16 protein-coding genes are annotated in these 19467 nt (G+C 40.6%); 6 read left to right on the top strand and 10 right to left on the bottom strand.

Annotated elements, in window-relative coordinates; all coding sequences use genetic code 11:
* Positions 1–281 precede the first annotated feature (281 nt).
* From pyrF to gyrA, 9 genes are all read right to left on the bottom strand, one after another.
* Positions 282–986, bottom strand: a complete 705-nt coding sequence (gene pyrF, locus H5186_RS01535; protein WP_182794036.1) for an orotidine-5'-phosphate decarboxylase — start codon at positions 984–986, stop codon at positions 282–284.
* 49 nt (positions 987–1035) lie between these two features.
* Positions 1036–2172 (bottom strand): lipopolysaccharide assembly protein LapB, encoded by a 1137-nt coding sequence (lapB, locus tag H5186_RS01530; RefSeq protein WP_145233226.1) that lies wholly within the window; start codon positions 2170–2172, stop codon positions 1036–1038.
* Between the two features lie 2 nt (positions 2173–2174).
* A complete protein-coding gene (locus tag H5186_RS01525) occupies positions 2175–2456 on the bottom strand; it encodes a lipopolysaccharide assembly protein LapA domain-containing protein (RefSeq protein ID WP_016707217.1) in 282 nt (93 codons plus the stop codon).
* Between the two features lie 21 nt (positions 2457–2477).
* Positions 2478–2765, bottom strand: coding sequence for an integration host factor subunit beta (ihfB, locus tag H5186_RS01520; protein ID WP_016707218.1), 288 nt, complete (start codon positions 2763–2765; stop codon positions 2478–2480).
* Positions 2766–2827: 62 nt separating this feature from the next.
* On the bottom strand, positions 2828–4495 hold the full coding sequence (gene rpsA, locus H5186_RS01515; RefSeq protein WP_029216020.1) for a 30S ribosomal protein S1: 1668 nt from the start codon (positions 4493–4495) through the stop codon (positions 2828–2830).
* Positions 4496–4588: 93 nt separating this feature from the next.
* Positions 4589–5299, bottom strand: coding sequence for a (d)CMP kinase (gene cmk, locus H5186_RS01510; protein WP_149982486.1), 711 nt, complete (start codon positions 5297–5299; stop codon positions 4589–4591).
* 107 nt (positions 5300–5406) lie between these two features.
* A complete protein-coding gene (gene aroA, locus H5186_RS01505; protein WP_182794035.1) occupies positions 5407–6684 on the bottom strand; it encodes a 3-phosphoshikimate 1-carboxyvinyltransferase in 1278 nt (425 codons plus the stop codon).
* The gene (gene serC / locus H5186_RS01500; RefSeq protein WP_182717451.1) at positions 6684–7766 is read right to left on the bottom strand and encodes a 3-phosphoserine/phosphohydroxythreonine transaminase; all 1083 of its coding nucleotides are present in this window, start codon (positions 7764–7766) and stop codon (positions 6684–6686) included. The genes aroA and serC overlap by 1 nt, the downstream gene beginning before the upstream one ends.
* Positions 7767–7880: 114 nt before the next feature.
* Positions 7881–10580 carry a DNA topoisomerase (ATP-hydrolyzing) subunit A gene (gyrA, locus tag H5186_RS01495; RefSeq protein WP_145233217.1) on the bottom strand — a complete coding sequence of 900 codons (2700 nt, stop codon included), beginning with the start codon at positions 10578–10580 and terminating at the stop codon, positions 7881–7883.
* Positions 10581–10759: 179 nt separating this feature from the next.
* Between gyrA and ubiG the strand changes: the two genes are divergently transcribed.
* From ubiG to yfaE, 5 genes are all read left to right on the top strand, one after another.
* The gene (ubiG, locus tag H5186_RS01490) at positions 10760–11470 is read left to right on the top strand and encodes a bifunctional 2-polyprenyl-6-hydroxyphenol methylase/3-demethylubiquinol 3-O-methyltransferase UbiG (RefSeq protein ID WP_145233215.1); all 711 of its coding nucleotides are present in this window, start codon (positions 10760–10762) and stop codon (positions 11468–11470) included.
* Entirely contained in the window at positions 11470–12153 is a 684-nt protein-coding gene (locus H5186_RS01485; RefSeq protein ID WP_149982490.1) for an HAD family hydrolase, read from the top strand. The genes ubiG and H5186_RS01485 overlap by 1 nt, the downstream gene beginning before the upstream one ends.
* A gap of 401 nt (positions 12154–12554) precedes the next feature.
* A complete protein-coding gene (nrdA, locus tag H5186_RS01480; protein ID WP_145233211.1) occupies positions 12555–14837 on the top strand; it encodes a class 1a ribonucleoside-diphosphate reductase subunit alpha in 2283 nt (760 codons plus the stop codon).
* Between the two features lie 69 nt (positions 14838–14906).
* Positions 14907–16037 carry a class Ia ribonucleoside-diphosphate reductase subunit beta gene (gene nrdB, locus H5186_RS01475; RefSeq protein WP_145233209.1) on the top strand — a complete coding sequence of 377 codons (1131 nt, stop codon included), beginning with the start codon at positions 14907–14909 and terminating at the stop codon, positions 16035–16037.
* Positions 16037–16309: a class I ribonucleotide reductase maintenance protein YfaE gene (gene yfaE, locus H5186_RS01470; protein ID WP_145233207.1), complete on the top strand. Its 273-nt coding sequence runs from the start codon at positions 16037–16039 to the stop codon at positions 16307–16309. The genes nrdB and yfaE overlap by 1 nt, the downstream gene beginning before the upstream one ends.
* A gap of 4 nt (positions 16310–16313) precedes the next feature.
* Here yfaE and H5186_RS01465 read toward each other — a convergent pair whose 3' ends face one another.
* Positions 16314–16841 carry a YaeQ family protein gene (locus H5186_RS01465; RefSeq protein ID WP_182794034.1) on the bottom strand — a complete coding sequence of 176 codons (528 nt, stop codon included), beginning with the start codon at positions 16839–16841 and terminating at the stop codon, positions 16314–16316.
* Between the two features lie 150 nt (positions 16842–16991).
* Between H5186_RS01465 and H5186_RS01460 the strand changes: the two genes are divergently transcribed.
* Entirely contained in the window at positions 16992–19400 is a 2409-nt protein-coding gene (locus H5186_RS01460; protein WP_182794033.1) for a TonB-dependent receptor domain-containing protein, read from the top strand.
* The last annotated feature ends 67 nt before the right edge of the window (positions 19401–19467 follow it).

Raw genomic sequence — 19467 nt, 5'->3', positions numbered from 1 at the left:
CTATTATTTGAATGCAAGTCAATTCCACCATATAGTTTCATACCAAGCTCCTCGGATTCAGTTTATGTTTTGGTCAACACAACTGTATCGAAAAACTCGAGGAGCTTTCTATATGATTATCAAATTTTGACTTCAAATATCACGATTTATCAATGTCCGCTTTGGCACATTCCAGACTATTCATCGCCAAGTTATTAAGTTTGTATACCCAGAAACAAAAAGAGCAAAGTAAAAACTTTGCTCTTTTTATTAGTAATAGTACTAATTAAAATAACGCTTGTTTATTTTATCGAGTCATTAATTTCTTTAAGAACCGCAACTGGGTCTGCGGCTTGTGTGATCGGACGGCCAACAACTAAATAATCGCTGCCATCTTCAATTGCTTGCTTTGGTGTCATGATACGTTTTTGATCTCCTGCATCACTTCCCGCAGGGCGAATACCTGGCGTCACCAATTTAAAATCGTTACCGAGTAGCGATTTTAATTGCTTGGCTTCTTGCGCTGAGCACACTACCCCGTCAAGGCCAGCTTCTTTAGCAAGTTTTGCTAAATAAATAACCTGCTCTTCTGGGGTTTTATCAACCCCTAAACGAGTAAGCTCTGCGGCATCCATACTGGTTAGTACTGTTACAGCAATTAGTAATGGCGCTTTATCACCAAATTGCTCAAGCGCTTGTTTGGCTTTAGTCATCATTTCAACACCGCCACTGGCGTGAACATTCACCATCCAAACACCCATTTTGGCAGCTGCGGTAACCGCTTTGGCAACTGTATTTGGAATATCATGAAACTTTAAATCTAAGAATACGTCAAAGCCAAGGTCAATTAATTCTTTTACAAAAGCAGGTCCAAAATAGGTAAACATTTCTTTGCCTACTTTTAAACGACATGTATCAGGCGATAATTGCTTTACAAAGTTTAAAGCGGTTTGCTGATCATCGTAATCGAGGGCGATAAGAATTTTTTTTGAATGTTCGAGAGACATAACTTTCCTAAAACTGATTGTAGAAGTAAGTGAATATTTTTATAGAAAACTAAAAACCGTCTAAACCACGGCTCGGTACTATGGTTTCCCAATGTTTGCACGAAGGACAAACCCAATAAATTGTATGACTGGTAAAGCCACAGTGTTGGCACTGAAAATCTGGCTTGGTCGCAATATAAGATGTGACCAGTTTATCTATTTGGTCTAGTACATCTTTAATATCATTATTTTGTTTTGCTAATAGCTGTAATAAAAAACTAAAGCCACGAATTGTCGGCTGACGTTTTAAACTATCAGTTAAAAATTTAATTGCTTGTTCGGTATGCCCTTGCTCAAGTAATGCTTGGCAATGTTTTATTTTTATTAGCACCCCACCCTTATCAAGTAGCTGCTGTAATAATTCATGAAATTGGTGGGTTAGGTTTAATTGCTCATAACTGTGAGCTAAATCATCTATAAACAAGGGAGCAAAAAAAGTGAAACTACAGATAAGCTCACGCCAATAATAAATTGCTTTTACGTAATCTTCTTTTGCAAATGCTGATTTACCTAATTCATATAATGGGCGGATCGCTTTATGATTTAGGCTAATGGCTTTGCGCATAATTTGCGGATCATTGCTAAGCAACGCAGCTTCACAATAAAAGTTAGCAATGGCTTTGAAATGTTGCGGCTTTGAAAATAAATCACTGTGTGCTTCAAACATATTGATACCCTTTTCCCATTCGCGTGTTTGCGAATATAAATTAAGTATCGGCTCTAATGCATCACTGTGGTTGGCTTTTACTAACCACACTAAATGTTCTTCGGCGCCATCAAGCAAACCCGCCATAATATAATCTTCAGCAAGTTCAAGGCGACTAGCAGCAGCTTGTTGTTCATTAAGGCTTGGGTGTTTGAGCAGTAATTCGTGGATTTTTATTGCACGATCTAATTCACCTCGGCGGCGAAACATCGTTGCTAATGTAGAATAATGTTCAACAGAGTCAGCGGCGACTTCAAGCAAGTTGATTAAGTGCTCAAGGCCTTGATCTTCCTCTCTGTCGAGTAAAAACTTTAAGCCTTTACTGTATTCAGATGTGATCTGACGATTAAGTTGATGAGCTTGGTTTTTAGCGCTATTTTTACCCATGATCCAGCCATAACCAGCCGCAACAGGTAAAAGTAAAAACAAAAGCTCAATCATAGTTAGGTGTCTTTATTAGCAACAAGCTTATTATTATCTTTTTCAGGCGCTAATTTTTTTTTCAAACGATAGTTTTGCCACTTTAATTGCGAAAACAATTTAAAGCTAATAAAACAACCAATTGCGACACCTAAAGCAAAGCAGATACTTATTATCATTGCGAGGGGTAAAGTATTGCTGGCAATAATATAATTTATTTGCACTAACTGTGGATTTTGCGAACCAAGTACAAATGCAAAAATTAAGCATATTGCTACCAGGATAATTTTTAATACCCTAAACAAGTAACTACTCCAACTAAGTAACTAGGCAATGCTCGCGTTTACGCGATCTCGTAACTCTTTGCCTGGTTTAAAATGTGGTACGTGCTTACCTTCTAACTCAACCGTGTCGCCAGTCTTTGGATTACGACCTGTGCGAGGTGAACGAAAGTGTAATGAGAAACTACCAAAGCCACGGATTTCAATACGATCTGAGCTTGATAATGAGCCGGCCATTTGTTCAAGAATTTCTTTAACAGCATTCTCAACATCTTTCACAGGTACATGCGCGTGTTGCTCGGCTAATTGTTCTATCAATTCTGACTTAGTCATAACGTTTCCTTAAAAAGAGATAAAGGAAGGGCAACACTGCCCTTCCAATTAAGACTGATTAATTAGTCTTTTTGTGCATTTGCGAATGCAGCTGCCATTGCGTTTTCGAACACTGGCTCTTCTTTCTTAAGCTTTTCTAGTACTTCTTTCTCTTCTGCTTCGAAAAGAGCTTTAACTGAAAGGCTTAAAGTGCGGTTCTTACGATCAACACCAACATATTTCACTTCAATTTCGTCGCCTACAGAAACAACAGTAGTTGCATCTTCAACGCGCTCTTGAGCGATATCAGCTACACGGATGTAACCTTCAACGCCTTCGATAAGTTCAACAGTTGCGCCTTTCGCATCAACTTCTGTCACTTTACCTTTAACAATAGCACCTTTTTTGTTTGCATCAAGGTAGTTATTGAATGGGTCAGCTTCGATTTGCTTAACACCTAGAGAGATACGTTCACGCTCTGGGTCAACTTGCAATACGATAGCAGTGATTTCGTCGCCTTTCTTGAATTCACGTACAGCGTCTTCGCCAGGTGTATTCCAAGAAATGTCTGAAAGGTGTACAAGACCGTCAATACCACCGTCAAGACCGATAAAGATACCGAAGTCAGTGATTGATTTGATCTTACCAGTAACTTGATCGCCTTTGTTTTGTAGACGAGCAAATTCTTGCCAAGGATTAGCAATACATTGCTTAAGACCAAGTGAAATACGACGACGTTCTTCGTCGATTTCAAGAACCATAACTTCAACAGTGTCGCCTAAGCTAACAACTTTAGAAGGATGGATGTTCTTGTTAGTCCAATCCATTTCAGAAACGTGTACTAGACCTTCAACGCCTTCTTCGATTTCTACGAAGCAACCGTAATCTGTAAGGTTAGTTACACGACCAGAAAGTTTAGAACCTTCTGGGTAACGACCAGCGATAGCTGCCCATGGATCTTCACCAAGCTGTTTAAGGCCTAGAGATACACGAGTTTTATCTTTGTCGAATTTAAGAACTTTAACTGCGATTTCGTCGCCAACATTAACGATTTCTGAAGGGTGCTTAACACGCTTCCACGCCATATCAGTAATGTGTAGTAGACCATCAACACCACCAAGGTCAACGAACGCACCGTAGTCAGTAAGGTTCTTAACGATACCTTTAACTTCTTGACCTTCAACAAGGTTAGCAAGAAGCTCTTCACGTTCTTGTGAGTTTTCAGATTCGATAACTGCACGACGTGAAACAACAACGTTGTTACGTTTTTGATCAAGCTTGATTACTTTAAATTCAAGCTCTTTGCCTTCAAGGTGAGTTGTGTCACGTACTGGACGAACATCAACAAGTGAACCAGGTAGGAAAGCACGGATTGAATCAACTTCAACAGTGAAACCGCCTTTAACTTTACCGTTGATAACACCAGTAACAGTCTCTTGCTCTTCACATGCTTTCTCAAGACGGATCCACGCTTCGTGACGCTTCGCTTTCTCACGAGAAAGGATAGTTTCACCGAAACCGTCTTCAATTGCATCTAGTGCAACATCTACTTCGTCGCCAACAGCAACTTCTAGTTCACCAGCAGCATTTTTGAACTGCTCTGCAGGGATAGCACTTTCTGATTTAAGACCAGCATCTACAAGTACAATGTTGTTCTCGATAGAGATAACTGTACCTTTAACGATAGAGCCTTGCTCTGCTTCAAAACCCTTTAAGCTTTCTTCAAATAACTGCGCAAAATTTTCTGACATACGAATATACGTCTCATATATTATTACCAATAAGCAACCATGCTGCATGGGGTTGTTAAAATAGCACTGGCATCCTGCTGGCGCATAAATAGTTTATCGTCGTTTTGGAAGTTTACCTTCGACGATCGCTGCATCTAATAAAGTCATAACCTTATCAAACACTTGCTGTGCATTAAGCTCGCTAGTATCGAGTTCAATAGCATCGTCAGCTGGTACAAGCGGCGCAACAGCACGATTCATATCGCGGTCATCACGTGCTTGAATATCTTCTAATAGACCACTTAGTGTAACATCAAGACCGCGTTCATTCAACTCAACAAAACGTCGGCGCGCGCGTTCTTCTGCACTAGCGGTTAAATAAATTTTTAATGGAGCATCTTGGAACACCACAGTGCCCATATCGCGGCCATCGGCTATTAGCCCATTTTCAGTTCGAAATGCACGTTGACGCCGTAATAATGCTTCTCTTACGCGCGGTAAAGCTGCTACTTTTGAAGCGGCAGCTCCTACTTCTTCATTTCGAATTGTTGTTGATACATCTTCACCTTCCAGAATAACCTTTCCAGCGTTAGTTTGACTATCAACTAAAAACTGCACATCTAAGTTAGCAGCTAAAGGCACCAATGCCTCTTCGTTGTCTAGTGCAATTTGGTGATGAAGTGCTGCTAGTGCTAATACGCGATAAATCGCGCCACTATCCAGTACATCCCACCCTAATTTATCGGCTAACAAGCGACAAACAGTTCCTTTACCTGAACCACTTGGGCCATCAACGGTGATCACGGGCATTAATAACGCCTGCATTTAAACCTCCTGCAATGCACACCAAAATAAAACTGCGACATTATACGTTACTTAATTAAATATATCCGCTTTTTGTATGTAACTTTTTATATTTCAACTTTAGTCATTTATTGACTAACCGATGCTAGTACATTGAAAAATGTTGGAAATGTCTTGTATGTACACTTAGGATCATTGATAGTTATTGGCTTGCCGCCTACCGCTACCATGGCAAAACACATCGCAATACGGTGGTCGTCATAGGTATCAATCGCCACATCGTTAAAGTGTTTTGGCGGTGTTATTTCGATGAAATCTTCACCTTCAACTACCTCAGCGCCCACTTTACGCAGCTCCGTCGCCATTGCATGTAAGCGATCAGTTTCTTTTACGCGCCAGTTATAGATATTACGAATAGCGGTTGGACCATCTGCAAATAACGCCACTGTCGCAAGGGTCATCGCCGCATCAGGAATAGCATTAGCATCGATATCAACACCTTTTAATTCGCCTTTACGTACCACTAAGCGCTCGTCATACCAATCTATTTTAGCACCTACCTGCTCCATCACTTTTGCAAAGCCAATATCGCCTTGCACAGATTTTGCGCCTACGCCTTTGATCTCTATTTCACCACCGGCAATTGCCGCCGCAGCGACAAAGTAAGATGCACTTGATGCATCCCCTTCAACCATAATACGCTCAACAGCTTGGTATTGCTGCGCACCTTTTACAGTAAAGGTTTTATAGTTATCGTGAGTTACCAATATGCCAAAGCGAGCCATTACATCTAAGGTAATATCAATATACGGTTTAGATACCAGCGTACCCTTAATTGTAATGCACGTATCGCCATTAAATAACGGCGCAGCCATTAATAATGCGGTAAGAAATTGGCTCGAAATACTGCCATCAATTGCAACTTTGCCGCCATTAATTTGCCCACCAACAATTTTAAGTGGCGGATAGTCTTTATTTTTTAAATAACTAACATCCCCACCGAGCGCTTGTAATGCATCAACTAGGTGACCAATTGGACGTTCCTCCATACGTGGCTCGCCAATTAGTTCATAGTTACCCTTCACCGCTGCTAAAACCGCAGTCAGTGGGCGATACGCAGTGCCTGCATTACCTAAAAACAATGGCTCAGCTGGAGTCAAAAACTGCCCGCCAACACCTTTTACAGTGGCTACAGTTTTATCATCATTAAGACTGACATCAACGCCCAATAATTTTAATGCACCAAGCATATGACGAATATCATCACTGTCTAATAAGTTTTCTACAACCGTTGTGCCTTGCGCAAGTGCCGCTAACAATAAAATACGATTTGATAAACTTTTTGAGCCAGGTAAGGTAACACTGCCATTTACTAGATTGATTGGCTCTAAGCGTAACTGCTCCATTAACTGTGCTCCTTGGCAAATTTCGCCATAAAGTCAACTAACGCTTGTACACCGGCAAGTGGCATGGCGTTGTAAATACTCGCACGCATACCGCCAACAATACGGTGACCTTCAAGTGCAAGTAAGCCAGCTTCTTTTGCTTGGGCTAAAAACTGTGCATTTAAGCTTTCATCATTGAGCCAAAAAGGCACATTCATACGTGAACGACAATGCTTAGCAACCTTATTACTATAAAACGGTGATTCATCAATAAAGCCGTACAGCAGTTCGGCTTTTGCTATATTTTGCTGTTCCATGGCTTTAACACCACCATTTTTCTCAAGCCAGTCAAATACTTCTGCCGCTAAATACCAAGCAAACGTAGGTGGCGTGTTATACATGCTGCCTTGTTTTACTTCGAGTGCGTAATCAAATATACCTGGCTTTGCAACCCCTTCACGCTCAAGCAACGTTTTGCGAATGATCACAATGGCAAGGCCTGATGGACCAATATTCTTTTGCGCACCAGCGTAAATTAAATCAAACTGATCAACATCAAATTCACGCGATAAAATAGTTGATGACATGTCTGCAACGATCGGCGCTGTTGGGTGACTTGGTACATCAAACACTTCAATGCCATCAATGGTTTCATTTGGACAATAGTGGATGTATGAAGGATCGGCTGGAAATTGCCACTCACTAACTGGTTTGATAGAGAATTGCTCATTGGTGTCATTACGGACATCAAGCTCAGTGACGGTAGTAAATTTAACCGCTTCGTCAACCGCACCTTTAGACCACACACCATTTTCACAATATACGGCGTCTTTACCTGCTTGGTGCAGGTTCAGTGGCACTGCAGCAAATTGGCCTCGACCACCGCCATGCATAAACAGCACTTCAAATTCATCGCTGATATTCATTAACCGGCGTAAGCTTGCTTCACATTGTGCCGTTAATGCTAAAAATTCTTTACTACGGTGACTGATCTCCATCACCGATACACCTAAATCTTGCCAATCAAGAAATTCTTTTTGTGCTTTTTCCATCACAGCTGGCGGTAACATTGCAGGCCCAGCACAAAAATTATATATACTCATTACCTTTCCTCATTCCAGTAATTTAACAATTGTTTTTAATTGCTAATTTTAACAATTAATTTTTTTGATTTTTATAGTAAAAAAAAGCGGCCGAAGCCGCTTTAATGATTAATGTTATGCCTCTGGAGGATTATCCCCAGCGTCATCATTAACAGTGTCGACTAGTTCAACGCTTTCACCTTCGATAATAGCGTTAAGCTCATCGATTTCGATCTCTTCGATACGTTGTAAACCAACTACTTGCTCTTCGTCAATAGTTCTTATCAAAATAACACCTTGGGTATTTCGCCCAACGGTAGAAACTTCATTAACGCGAGTTCGCACCAGAGTACCTCGATTAGAGATAATCATGATTTCATCGTTATCGTCAACTTGTACAGCACCAACTACAGCACCATTACGCTCACTTACTTTGATTGATACCACACCTTGAGTCGCACGACTCTTAGCAGGGTAGTCACTGAGCAATGTACGCTTACCGTAGCCGTTTTCTGTCACGGTTAAGATAGCACCATTCGTCTTAGGTACAATTAATGATACAACACGTTGGCCTTCAGCCATCTTAATACCACGAACACCTGTTGCAGTTCGGCCCATCTGACGAACACCCTTGAACTTGATTTCCGGGTTACCGTTTTCATCAAGTACTGGGTTGCCGTTTTCATCTAAAACAGGTGATTCTTCTGCTTCTTTAAAGCGAACAACTTTACCAGCATCAGTAAACAACATGATTTCGTTGCTACCATCAGTGATATCGACACCAATCAAGCTATCACCGTCGTTTAAGTTAACGGCAATAATACCGCTAGCACGTTGACGGCTATACGCAGTCAATGGTGTTTTCTTCACGGTACCAAATGCAGTTGCCATAAAGATGTATTTATTTTCTTCATACTCACGTACTGGCAAGATAGCCGTAATACGTTCGTCGGCTTCAAGCGGCAATAAGTTTACAATTGGCTTACCACGGGCTGCACGACTGGCAAGTGGTAATTGATACACTTTAAGCCAATATAAGCGACCTGCCGTTGAGAAACAAAGAATCGTGTCGTGAGTATTAGCAACTAGTAGACGTTCAATGAAATCTTCATCTTTCATCTTGGTTGCTGATTTACCTTTACCACCACGGCGCTGTGCTTCGTAATCAGACAATGGCTGATACTTCACATACCCTTCGTGAGATAGGGTTACTACCACGTCTTCTTCAGTGATCAAGTCTTCAAGACTAATATCATGAGCCGCGGCATTAATTTCAGTACGACGTTCGTCGCCGTATTGCTCTTTAATTTCAACTAACTCATCGCGGATAACTTCCATTAAACGCTCAGGATTAGCAAGAATATATAAAAGCTCGGCAATTAAATCTAATAACGTTTGGTATTCGCTTAGAATCTTTTCATGTTCAAGACCAGTAAGCTTGTGTAAGCGTAAATCTAGAATTGCTTGGGCTTGTTGCTCAGAAATATAATACTGACCATCACGGATGCCTAAGTCATCCGCTAACCAATCTGGACGGGCAACATTTGCTTCACCGGCTTTTTCAAGCATGGCTTTTACATTACCTAATTCCCACGGACGGCTAGCAAGTGCTACTTTAGCTTCAGCTGGCGTTGGTGAGTTACGAATAAGCTCGATAATTGGGTCAATGTTAGCAAGTGCAATTGCTAAGCCTTCAAGCATGTGTGCACGATCGCGGGCTTTACGTAGGTCAAATACCGTACGACGGGTCACTACTTCACGACGGTGAATGATGAATTCTTCAAGCATTTCTTTTAAGTTGAAACACTTAGGCTGGTTATTGATCAACGCAACCATGTTCATACCAAACACAGTTTGTAACTGAGTTTGTGCATAAAGGTTGTTTAAGATCACTTCGCCTACGTCACCACGTTTGATCTCGATAACGATACGCATACCGTCTTTATCTGATTCATCACGTAATGCACTAATGCCTTCAATCTTCTTATCTTTAACAAGCTCAGCAATCTTTTCAATTAAGCGGGCTTTATTTACTTGATAAGGGATCTCGTGAACGATGATCGTTTCACGATGGGTTTTTTCGTCAACTTCAATTTCCGCACGTGCACGCATGTACACTTTGCCACGGCCAGTTAAATAGGCTTGTTCAATGCCTTTTTTACCGTTGATAATTGCCGCAGTTGGAAAATCTGGGCCCGGAATATAATCCATTAGTTCATGAATGGTTAATTCAGGGTTTTGAATAAGTGCTAAACAGCCATTCACAACTTCAGTTAAGTTATGAGGAGGAATGTTTGTCGCCATACCTACCGCAATACCCGATGAACCGTTCACTAATAAGTTAGGAACTTTGGTCGGTAATACGTCAGGAATTTGCTCTGTACCATCATAGTTAGGTACAAAATCAACAGTCTCTTTTTCAAGATCAGCCAAAAGCTCATGAGACATTTTCGCCATACGGACTTCGGTATAACGCATTGCTGCTGCTGAGTCACCATCAACTGAACCAAAGTTACCTTGGCCGTCAACTAACATATAACGTAAAGAGAATGGCTGGGCCATACGTACGATTGTGTCATACACCGCACTGTCGCCATGGGGATGGTATTTACCAATTACATCACCAACCACACGGGCTGATTTTTTGTAAGGCTTATTCCAATCATTATTAAGCTCGTTCATAGCAAACAAAACGCGGCGGTGAACAGGTTTTAAACCATCACGTACGTCTGGTAGTGCTCGTCCTACTATTACGCTCATTGCGTAATCTAAATAGGAGTTTTTTAACTCGTCTTCAATATTGACTGGCAGAATTTCATTGGCGAAATCAGTCATTTGATATCACATTCCTTCAGTATTGACCCACGAAAGTGCCACATATGGGCGCTTGCGGGGATTTAGTTATTATTACCAAGTCATGCTACCACAATTTATTTAGATTTACAGGCGCTAAATCTTTGCGATTTATTAATTTACCCCTATATAATGGCCTGAGATTGACGAGGAAGTTTTTTATGACCGAACATCAAAATGTAGATAGTGCAGAAATTGCAAAGTTTGAAGCCATCGCTGAGCGTTGGTGGGATCGTGAAGGCGAATTTAAACCCCTTCATGAAATTAATCCATTAAGATTAGATTTTATTGCCGACAAGGCCAAAGGCTTATTCGACAAAGAAACACTCGATGTCGGCTGTGGTGGCGGTATATTGAGTGAAAGTATGGCGCGAATGGGCGCACATGTGACTGGTATTGATATGGGTCAAGAGCCGTTAACCGTTGCGAAACTGCACAGTTTAGAAACCGGTGTAAACGTTGACTATATAAAAATACCTGCCGAACAGTATGCCAGCGAACACCCTGCCCGCTTTGATACTATTACTTGTATGGAAATGTTAGAGCATGTGCCAGACCCTGCATCTATCATTCATGCAGTAGCAGAATTAGCGAAACCTGGTGCTGATGTATTTTTCTCTACATTAAACAAAACCCCAAAAGCATATTTGTACGCAATTATCGGGGCAGAAAAATTATTGAAGATGGTGCCTGATGGAACCCATGATCACAAAAAGTTTATCAAACCAGCACAACTCATTGCATGGGCAGAACAAGCAGGCCTCAAAGTACGTGCTAGTGCGGGATTGAGTTATAACCCTTTATCAAAGCAGTACAGCTTAAATACCGATGTAAGCGTTAATTATATTCTGCATTTTGAGAAACTAGCGTAATGGCTGGTTTTAACACAGCAACCCCCGCAATTGATTACGACGCCTTTATTTTTGATTTAGACGGTACATTACTCGATACCGCAGATGATTTAGGGGCTGCGCTAAATTACGTACTCGCTGATCATAACCAACCATCAGTAACCGCTGATATATATCGCCCTGCAGCTTCTAACGGTGCAATGGCGCTGCTTGCAGCTGGATTTGGTCAGCAATGGCACGATCACCCAAATCAAGCTGACTTACGCCAGCAGCTATTAACTGCCTACGCAGATAATATTGCCACCCATAGTCAATGCTTTACTGGAATTGCACAATTATTGATCGCACTTGATCAACAACAGATCAAATGGGGGATCATGACTAATAAACCTGAGTTTTTGACTATTCCATTAGTTGCTGCAATTGCTGAACTAAAAGATGCACAGGCAATTGTCAGTGGTGACACCCTCGATATCGCTAAACCATCTCCTTTACCTTTACTGCATACAGCCCAACTGTTAGATGTTGATCCGAGTCGTTGTTTGTATATCGGTGATGCGCAGCGTGACATAATTGCAGCCAAGGCTGCAAACATGCACAGCGCTGCTGCGTTGTGGGGCTACATCCCTAGTGAAGCTGAAGCATTGAGTTGGCAAGCCGATTTTAATTGGCAATCACCTATTGATGCATTTAACCATATATAGTGCCATGTTAAATTTTAACCACTACATATTGTGATCGTGTTACTTTTTGCACATTGTTTGTTGATAAAAAAAGCAGCCAAAATTTATTTTTAAAATGCGTAAATTTAATCGATCATCAGTTGATTTTTATAAATTTCATTTTAATCAGATGGTCAAAGGTTAATGGCTACTAACACAAGCGTGTTATCCCAACGTTATCCACAATTAGGGGCGTTTATGCCCCTTGCAAATGATCGCATACCACACTATCTTGTGATCTAGAATTTGATGAACACCAGATGTTGTGGCTAAATGTTATTCAATTAAATTCGCGCTAATACAGTTTTATTGCAATAAAAAATTTATTTTAAGAAAAATGTGTCACTAAAAAATATTATATCCCAAGGAATACAGGCAAAACTATGAACCAACAGCTATCTGTAAGCAAACGTGACGGCCGTAAAGAGTCACTTGATTTAGATAAGATCCATCGCGTTATTGCTTGGGCCGCCGAAGGTCTAAATAATGTGTCTGTCTCACAAGTTGAGCTGAAATCGCACATCCAGTTTTATGATGGTATTCGTACTGAAGACATCCATGAAACCATCATCAAAGCGGCCGCTGATCAGATCTCTAAAGAGTCGCCTGATTATCAATATTTATCAGCCCGCTTAGCTGTATTCCATTTGCGTAAAAAAGCCTATGGTCAATTTGAGCCACCGCGCTTGTATGATCATATCGTTAAGTTAGTTGAAGATAAGCGTTACGATGCACACTTACTAGCTGACTACACAGAGCAAGAAATTGATCAACTGGATGAATACCTTGATCATGGACGTGATTTAAACTTCAGCTATGCTGCTGTTAAACAGCTTGAAGGTAAATATTTAGTACAAAACCGTGTTACGGGTGAAATTTATGAAAGCGCACAGTTTTTATATATTTTAGTTGCGGCAAGCTTGTTCTCTGATTACCCAAAAGAAACGCGTTTAGACTACATAAAGCGTTTTTACGATGCGGTGTCATTGTTCAAAATTTCATTACCTACGCCTATTATGGCGGGCGTTCGTACCCCTACGCGTCAATTCAGTTCATGTGTACTGATTGAATGCGGTGACAGCCTAGATTCAATTAATGCAACCTCATCAGCGATTGTAAAATACGTATCGCAACGTGCAGGTATTGGTATTAATGCTGGTCGTATTCGCGCACTAGGTAGCCCTATTCGCAATGGTGAAGCATACCACACTGGTTGTATCCCGTTTTATAAGCACTTTCAAACGGCTGTTAAAAGTTGTTCGCAAGGTGGTGTCCGTGGTGGCGCAGCAACCCTGTTCTATCCACTTTGGCATCTAGAAGTTGAAAACTTATTAGTGCTTAAAAACAACCGTGGTGTTGATGATAACCGCGTTCGTCACTTAGATTACGGTGTACAGTTTAATAAACTAATGTACTCACGTTTGATCAAAGATGATTACATCACATTATTCAGCCCGTCTGATGTGCCTGGTTTATATGATGCATTTTTTGAAGATCAAGATGAATTTGATCGTCTTTACGTACAATATGAACAAGACGAGTCAATTCGTAAAAAACGTATTAAAGCTATTGAGCTGTTTTCAATGTTTGCACAAGAGCGTGCTAGCACTGGCCGCATCTATTTACAAAACGTTGACCACTGTAATACACACAGCCCGTTCATTGCTAAAGTGGCACCAATTCGCCAATCTAACTTATGTTTAGAAATTGCATTGCCAACTAAACCACTTAACAATGTTAATGATGAAGAAGGTGAAATTGCACTGTGTACGCTGTCGGCCTTTAACTTAGGTGCGATTGAGTCACTGGATGAACTTGAAGAGCTTGCAGAACTTGCGGTACGTGCACTTGATAACTTACTGGATTTCCAAGACTACCCGGTGCCAGCAGCACATAATGCAACGATGGGCCGTCGTACACTCGGAATAGGCGTAATCAACTACGCATATTACCTTGCTAAAAATGGCAAACGTTATTCTGATGGCAGTGCCAATGCATTGACTCACAAAACATTTGAAGCAATTCAGTATTACCTAATGAAAGCCTCAAATGAACTGGCTAAAGAACGTGGTGCATGTCCTAAATTTAACGAAACAACGTATTCGCAAGGTATTATGCCAACCGATACGTACAAACGTGATTTGGATAAAATTTGTGATGAACCATTGCATTTAGATTGGGATACATTACGTGCCAATATCAAAGAGCATGGTATGCGTAACTCAACGTTATCTGCGTTGATGCCATCTGAGACATCGTCGCAAATTTCAAATGCAACTAATGGTATTGAACCACCACGTGGTCATATCAGTGTTAAAGCCAGTAAAGATGGTATTTTAAAACAAGTTGTACCTGAGTATGAACGCCTTAAAAATAATTATGAATTATTGTGGGATATCCCATCAAATAAAGGTTATTTAGAATTAGTGGGTATTATGCAAAAGTTTGTTGACCAAACAATTTCTGCCAATACTAACTACGATCCAAATAAGTTTGAAGGTGGTAAAGTACCAATGAAGGTCTTATTACAAGATTTACTGGGTGCTTACAAACTTGGCGTTAAAACCCTTTACTACCATAACACCCGTGATGGTGCATCTGATATGCAAGAAGATACACCAGAAGTGGAAGATGATGATTGTGCAGGCGGTGCGTGTAAAATCTAATCGGTAATAAATATAAATTGGAAGCGGGCTATACGCCCGCTTTGCCCTGTTCGTTTTTTGAGTGATCTTATGTCTTATACTACTTTTAGCCGAAACCATAATAACCAACTACAAGAACCGATGTTTTTCGGCCAAACCGTTAACGTATCGCGTTATGATCAACAGAAGTACCCTATTTTCGAAAAGCTAATTGAAAAACAACTATCGTTTTTTTGGCGTCCTGAAGAAGTCGATGTAAGTAAAGATCGGTTAGATTTTCAGGCCTTACCTGATCACGAAAAACATATATTTTTAAGTAACTTAAAATATCAAACCTTACTTGATAGTGTGCAAGGTCGCTCGCCTAATGTTGCGTTACTGCCAATTGTGTCGATCCCAGAACTTGAGACCTGGATTGAAACATGGGCATTTAGTGAAACAATCCATAGCCGTTCATATACACATATTATTCGTAACGTTACCCAAGCCCCTGAGCTTATTTTTGATGATATTGTTAGTAACGAAAAGATCAGTGAACGTGCTGATGCCGTAACTAAATATTACGATGAATTAATTAATAAAGTGGCTGTGTATAACTTATACGGTGAAGGTAAACATGAACTTAATGGCGAAACAGTTCATATCAGTTTATTTGAACTTAAAAAGCTTTTATACCTTGCAATGATGTCAGTGAATATCTTAGAAGCGATCCGTTTTTATGTCAGTTTTGCCTGTTCATTTGCGTTTGCAGAGCGAGAATTAATGGAAGGTAACGCTAAAATTATTAAGCTGATCGCCCGTGATGAAGCGCTTCATCTTTCTGGTACTCAGCATATTTTGAATATTATGCAAGATGGTAAAGACGATCCTGAAATGGCTATCGTAGCAGCCCAGTGTCGTGATGAAGCGATCAAGATGTTTGTTGATGCTGCTGAACAAGAAAAAGAATGGGCTGAATACCTGTTTAAAGATGGTTCAATGATTGGCTTAAACAAAGATATTTTATGCCAATACGTTGAGTACATTACTAATGCTCGTATGACTGCAGTTGGTTTACCAACACAGTTTAAAACCAGCAGTAACCCTATCCCATGGATCAATTCATGGTTAGTGTCAGACAATGTACAAGTTGCTCCACAAGAAGCGGAGATCAGCTCATACCTTGTAGGCCAAATTGACTCTCAAGTTAATGCCTCTGATTTCGGTGACTTCGATCTCTAATGACCAGCAACAAAACTGCAAAGATCCACTTTGCAGATAATAGCCAGTGTGTAGATTTTGACACTGGCTGTCATTCCCTTTTAGACTGCCTAGAACAACAGCAATATGAAATTCCTTTTCAGTGTAGAGAAGGATATTGTGGTGCCTGTAGAGCAACCCTAGTAGCAGGGCAAGTCACCTATAACGAAGAACCACTCGCCTTTGTACGTGATGGAGAAGTACTGCTGTGCTGCTGTAAACCCGATGGCAATATCACTCTCAATTTGAAGTAATTTATTAATGCCAGTCAAACTGCTTTGTTTCATAGCAATGCACTTTATCACTGATCATTAAACTACTTTCATCTATGGTTACATCCCAATTTAAACTGCGGGTTAAATCCACCTGAATATCATCAATAAACTGCTGGTCAATCTCAATAATATGGCTATTATCAAATAACTTTAACCGTGACTGAGATTGCGTTAACCATTCACTATTGCCCGTTGTTAATATTAATAATTCATCCACTTGCTTAGCGATCTTAACTAATTCATCAAGGTCAGGTTTATCAACACTTAACCAGGTTTTATAATGTTCATCCAACGCTAGAATTCCTACATCTGGCTGTAGTTTATCAGCAAGTTTATTAAGCACTGCATGGCTGTCATAAGATAAAATACAATAGCCTAACAGCTTTAAAACAAAATGCTCCAGTGTTTCATTTTTAGTCAACGCTGTGGTAAAAATTTCTTTGTGATTACGCTGATGACGCAGATCAGCTATGCTAAATCGTGCTTTAAAAATACGTGTTTTATCAGACATAATATTCACCAGTCTCGCCGTTACTCCTATTGAGTATAGCCCAATCTGATATAAGCACGTTTATTTTAAAAGTTATGGTATAACATTATTGATCAGCACAAATGATGGTGTTATATTATATCACAACATAATAGCAACAACGTAGTAACCATGATCCGACATTCCTTAATATCAACTGCAATTATCACTGCTTTAAGCTCTTTTTCTGCTCATGCTGCGCTGGTAACTGGGCAAGTTTTTGACAATAACAAGCAACCACTCAGCTATGCCGATGTGCATGTACACGGTAAAGCACAGTCAATTAAAACTGACGAGAATGGTCGATTTAGTATTAATATTGATGCTAATAGCCAATTACATATTAGTAAAAATAATTTTGTTGATGCTAGAGTTCAAGTAACTGAAACCAGTTCTGCTCTAAATATCACGCTTGTACCTACGTCAGTTGAATCTGTCGTTGTGTATGCCTCTGCCCTGCATAAAAATAGCTTAGAGATGATTTCACCAGTGAGTGTACTCAGTGGTGATGAACTGCGCAATAAAGCAAAACCCACGTTAGGCGAAACGCTCAAAGGCCTTCCGGGTGTTAATGCCAGCTATTTTGGCCCTGTTTCATCTAGCCCTATAATCCGTGGCCTAGATGGCCCTCGCGTTAAAATCACCCAAAATGGCTTAGACAGCAGCGATGCGTCACGTATTGGCCCAGATCACGCAACATCGAATGACAGCCTAGCTGCAGAACAGATTGAAGTTTTGCGTGGCCCAGCTACGCTACTTTATGGCTCAGGCGCGATTGGTGGCGTAGTTAACGTAGTAGATAACCGCATTCCAACTGATAATATCGAGCATTTAACTGGGGCTGTTGAATACAGCCATGACACAGTTTCAAATGCCAACACCTATGCTGCCAAGCTTGAGACGGGCCATAACAACTTTAACTTCCATTTTGACGGTACCAAACGCACTGGTGATGACTACCAAACTCCGCGTTTTAACTTACCTGAAGAAGAGCACGAAGATCATGAGGGTCATGACGAAGAAGAGCATGAAACAGCCACCTCGGTAAAAAATACCTTTATTGATAGCCAAACCGTTAACTTTGGTACTAGCTATGTAGGTGAGCATTTAACGCTAGGTGTTTCTTATGGCCGTATTGAAACCGACTACGGTATTCCAGCACATAGCCATGAACATGGCCATGATCACGAACACGAACACGACCATGATGAAGGCGAAGAAGAAGCCGTTTATGCGCGTGTAGAACAAGATCGCTGGCAAGGTTTGATGAGCTATGCATTACACAACAACTGGATTGAAACTATTAATTTACGTCTAGGTTATACTGATTATCGCCATGCTGAAATTGAAGATGGCGCGATCGGTACTATCTTTAGTAATGAAACCACTGAAGCACGTTTAAATATCGAGCATAAGTTAGGTAATTGGCATGGTATGGCTGGTTATCATTTTAGTGAATCTGATTATGATGCCGATGGTGAAGAAGCCTTCACACCCGCTAGCAAAACGACTACTCATGCATTATTTATCCTCGAAGAAAAACAGTTTGGCGACGTGACATTAGAATTAGGTGCGCGTATTGAAGATTATAATATTGATAGTAATATCGGTGCTGCTGCGCATGACCATGACCATGACCATGACCATGACCATGAAGATGATCATACTGATGAACACGCCAATGAAATAACGCCTTACAGTAAAAGCTTTACTAATCTGAGCGCTTCAGCAGGCGCTATTTGGCAATATACACCCGGACAAAGTATTGCGCTGAGCGTGTCACACTCTGAACGCGCACCGTTATCAGCCGAGCTATTATCAAATGGTGTCCATATTGCAACTGGCACCTATGAGCTTGGTTTAGGCTACGCGATAGAAGACGGTGAAATTCACTTCGAACCTGAAAATATCAAACAAGAAACATCAACCAATATTGATTTTGGCTTTAGACGCTTTAGTGGCGATTTTGGTTATACGGTTAACTTTTTCTATAACGACATTGCCAATTTTTACTATCAGCAAAACACGGGGTTAGTGTTTGATGAAGAGCACGGCCTTGAAGCTGCAGAGCCTGGCCACGATGATGGTATGGCTGTTTATCAATTTGTCAGTAAAGATGCGAAATTATACGGCATTGAATTTGATGCACATTATCAATTAAATTCAAATGCGATGGTAAAAGTATTTGGTGACTCAACCACTGCAAAACTTGCTGATGATGAAGGGTATTTACCGCGTATTCCGGCAAATAAGTTAGGTTCAGAATTACAGTATAATATCAGTGATTGGCAGTTCAGCTTAACTGGCACACACTACTTTGAACAACGTGATATCACGGCTTATGAAACCGCAACCGATGGCTATACACTGTTCGATGCGCAAGCAAATTATCAATTAAGTGTCGGTCCGGTAGATACACAGTTTTATATCAACGTCGATAATATTACGGATGAACTGGGTTTTGTACATAGTTCATTTATTAAAGATGAAGCGCCACTTCCTGGGCGTAACTTTAGAATTGGTCTACGTGGTTATTTCTGATCTCAGTAAATAACCATAAAAAAGCCGCGCTAATAGTTATTAGCGCGGCTTTTTATTACTCAATTTC

Source organism: Pseudoalteromonas sp. SG41-2 (assembly GCF_014164535.1).
GTDB lineage: Bacteria > Pseudomonadota > Gammaproteobacteria > Enterobacterales > Alteromonadaceae > Pseudoalteromonas > Pseudoalteromonas rhizosphaerae.
This window is presented reverse-complemented; position numbering and strand designations above follow the sequence as displayed.

What these genes read in the sequence shown, in the direction of transcription:
- yfaE (WP_145233207.1), top strand. Translation starts at nt 16,037, where the DNA reads ATGACCAGCAACAAAACTGCAAAGATCCACTTTGCAGATAATAGCCAG.
- nrdA (WP_145233211.1), top strand. Translation starts at nt 12,555, where the DNA reads ATGAACCAACAGCTATCTGTAAGCAAACGTGACGGCCGTAAAGAGTCA.
- H5186_RS01465 (WP_182794034.1), bottom strand. Translation starts at nt 16,841, where the DNA reads ATGTCTGATAAAACACGTATTTTTAAAGCACGATTTAGCATAGCTGAT.
- aroA (WP_182794035.1), bottom strand. Translation starts at nt 6,684, where the DNA reads ATGGAGCAGTTACGCTTAGAGCCAATCAATCTAGTAAATGGCAGTGTT.
- nrdB (WP_145233209.1), top strand. Translation starts at nt 14,907, where the DNA reads ATGTCTTATACTACTTTTAGCCGAAACCATAATAACCAACTACAAGAA.
- ihfB (WP_016707218.1), bottom strand. Translation starts at nt 2,765, where the DNA reads ATGACTAAGTCAGAATTGATAGAACAATTAGCCGAGCAACACGCGCAT.
- cmk (WP_149982486.1), bottom strand. Translation starts at nt 5,299, where the DNA reads ATGCAGGCGTTATTAATGCCCGTGATCACCGTTGATGGCCCAAGTGGT.
- serC (WP_182717451.1), bottom strand. Translation starts at nt 7,766, where the DNA reads ATGAGTATATATAATTTTTGTGCTGGGCCTGCAATGTTACCGCCAGCT.
- gyrA (WP_145233217.1), bottom strand. Translation starts at nt 10,580, where the DNA reads ATGACTGATTTCGCCAATGAAATTCTGCCAGTCAATATTGAAGACGAG.
- ubiG (WP_145233215.1), top strand. Translation starts at nt 10,760, where the DNA reads ATGACCGAACATCAAAATGTAGATAGTGCAGAAATTGCAAAGTTTGAA.
- lapB (WP_145233226.1), bottom strand. Translation starts at nt 2,172, where the DNA reads ATGATTGAGCTTTTGTTTTTACTTTTACCTGTTGCGGCTGGTTATGGC.
- H5186_RS01460 (WP_182794033.1), top strand. Translation starts at nt 16,992, where the DNA reads ATGATCCGACATTCCTTAATATCAACTGCAATTATCACTGCTTTAAGC.
- H5186_RS01485 (WP_149982490.1), top strand. Translation starts at nt 11,470, where the DNA reads ATGGCTGGTTTTAACACAGCAACCCCCGCAATTGATTACGACGCCTTT.
- rpsA (WP_029216020.1), bottom strand. Translation starts at nt 4,495, where the DNA reads ATGTCAGAAAATTTTGCGCAGTTATTTGAAGAAAGCTTAAAGGGTTTT.
- pyrF (WP_182794036.1), bottom strand. Translation starts at nt 986, where the DNA reads ATGTCTCTCGAACATTCAAAAAAAATTCTTATCGCCCTCGATTACGAT.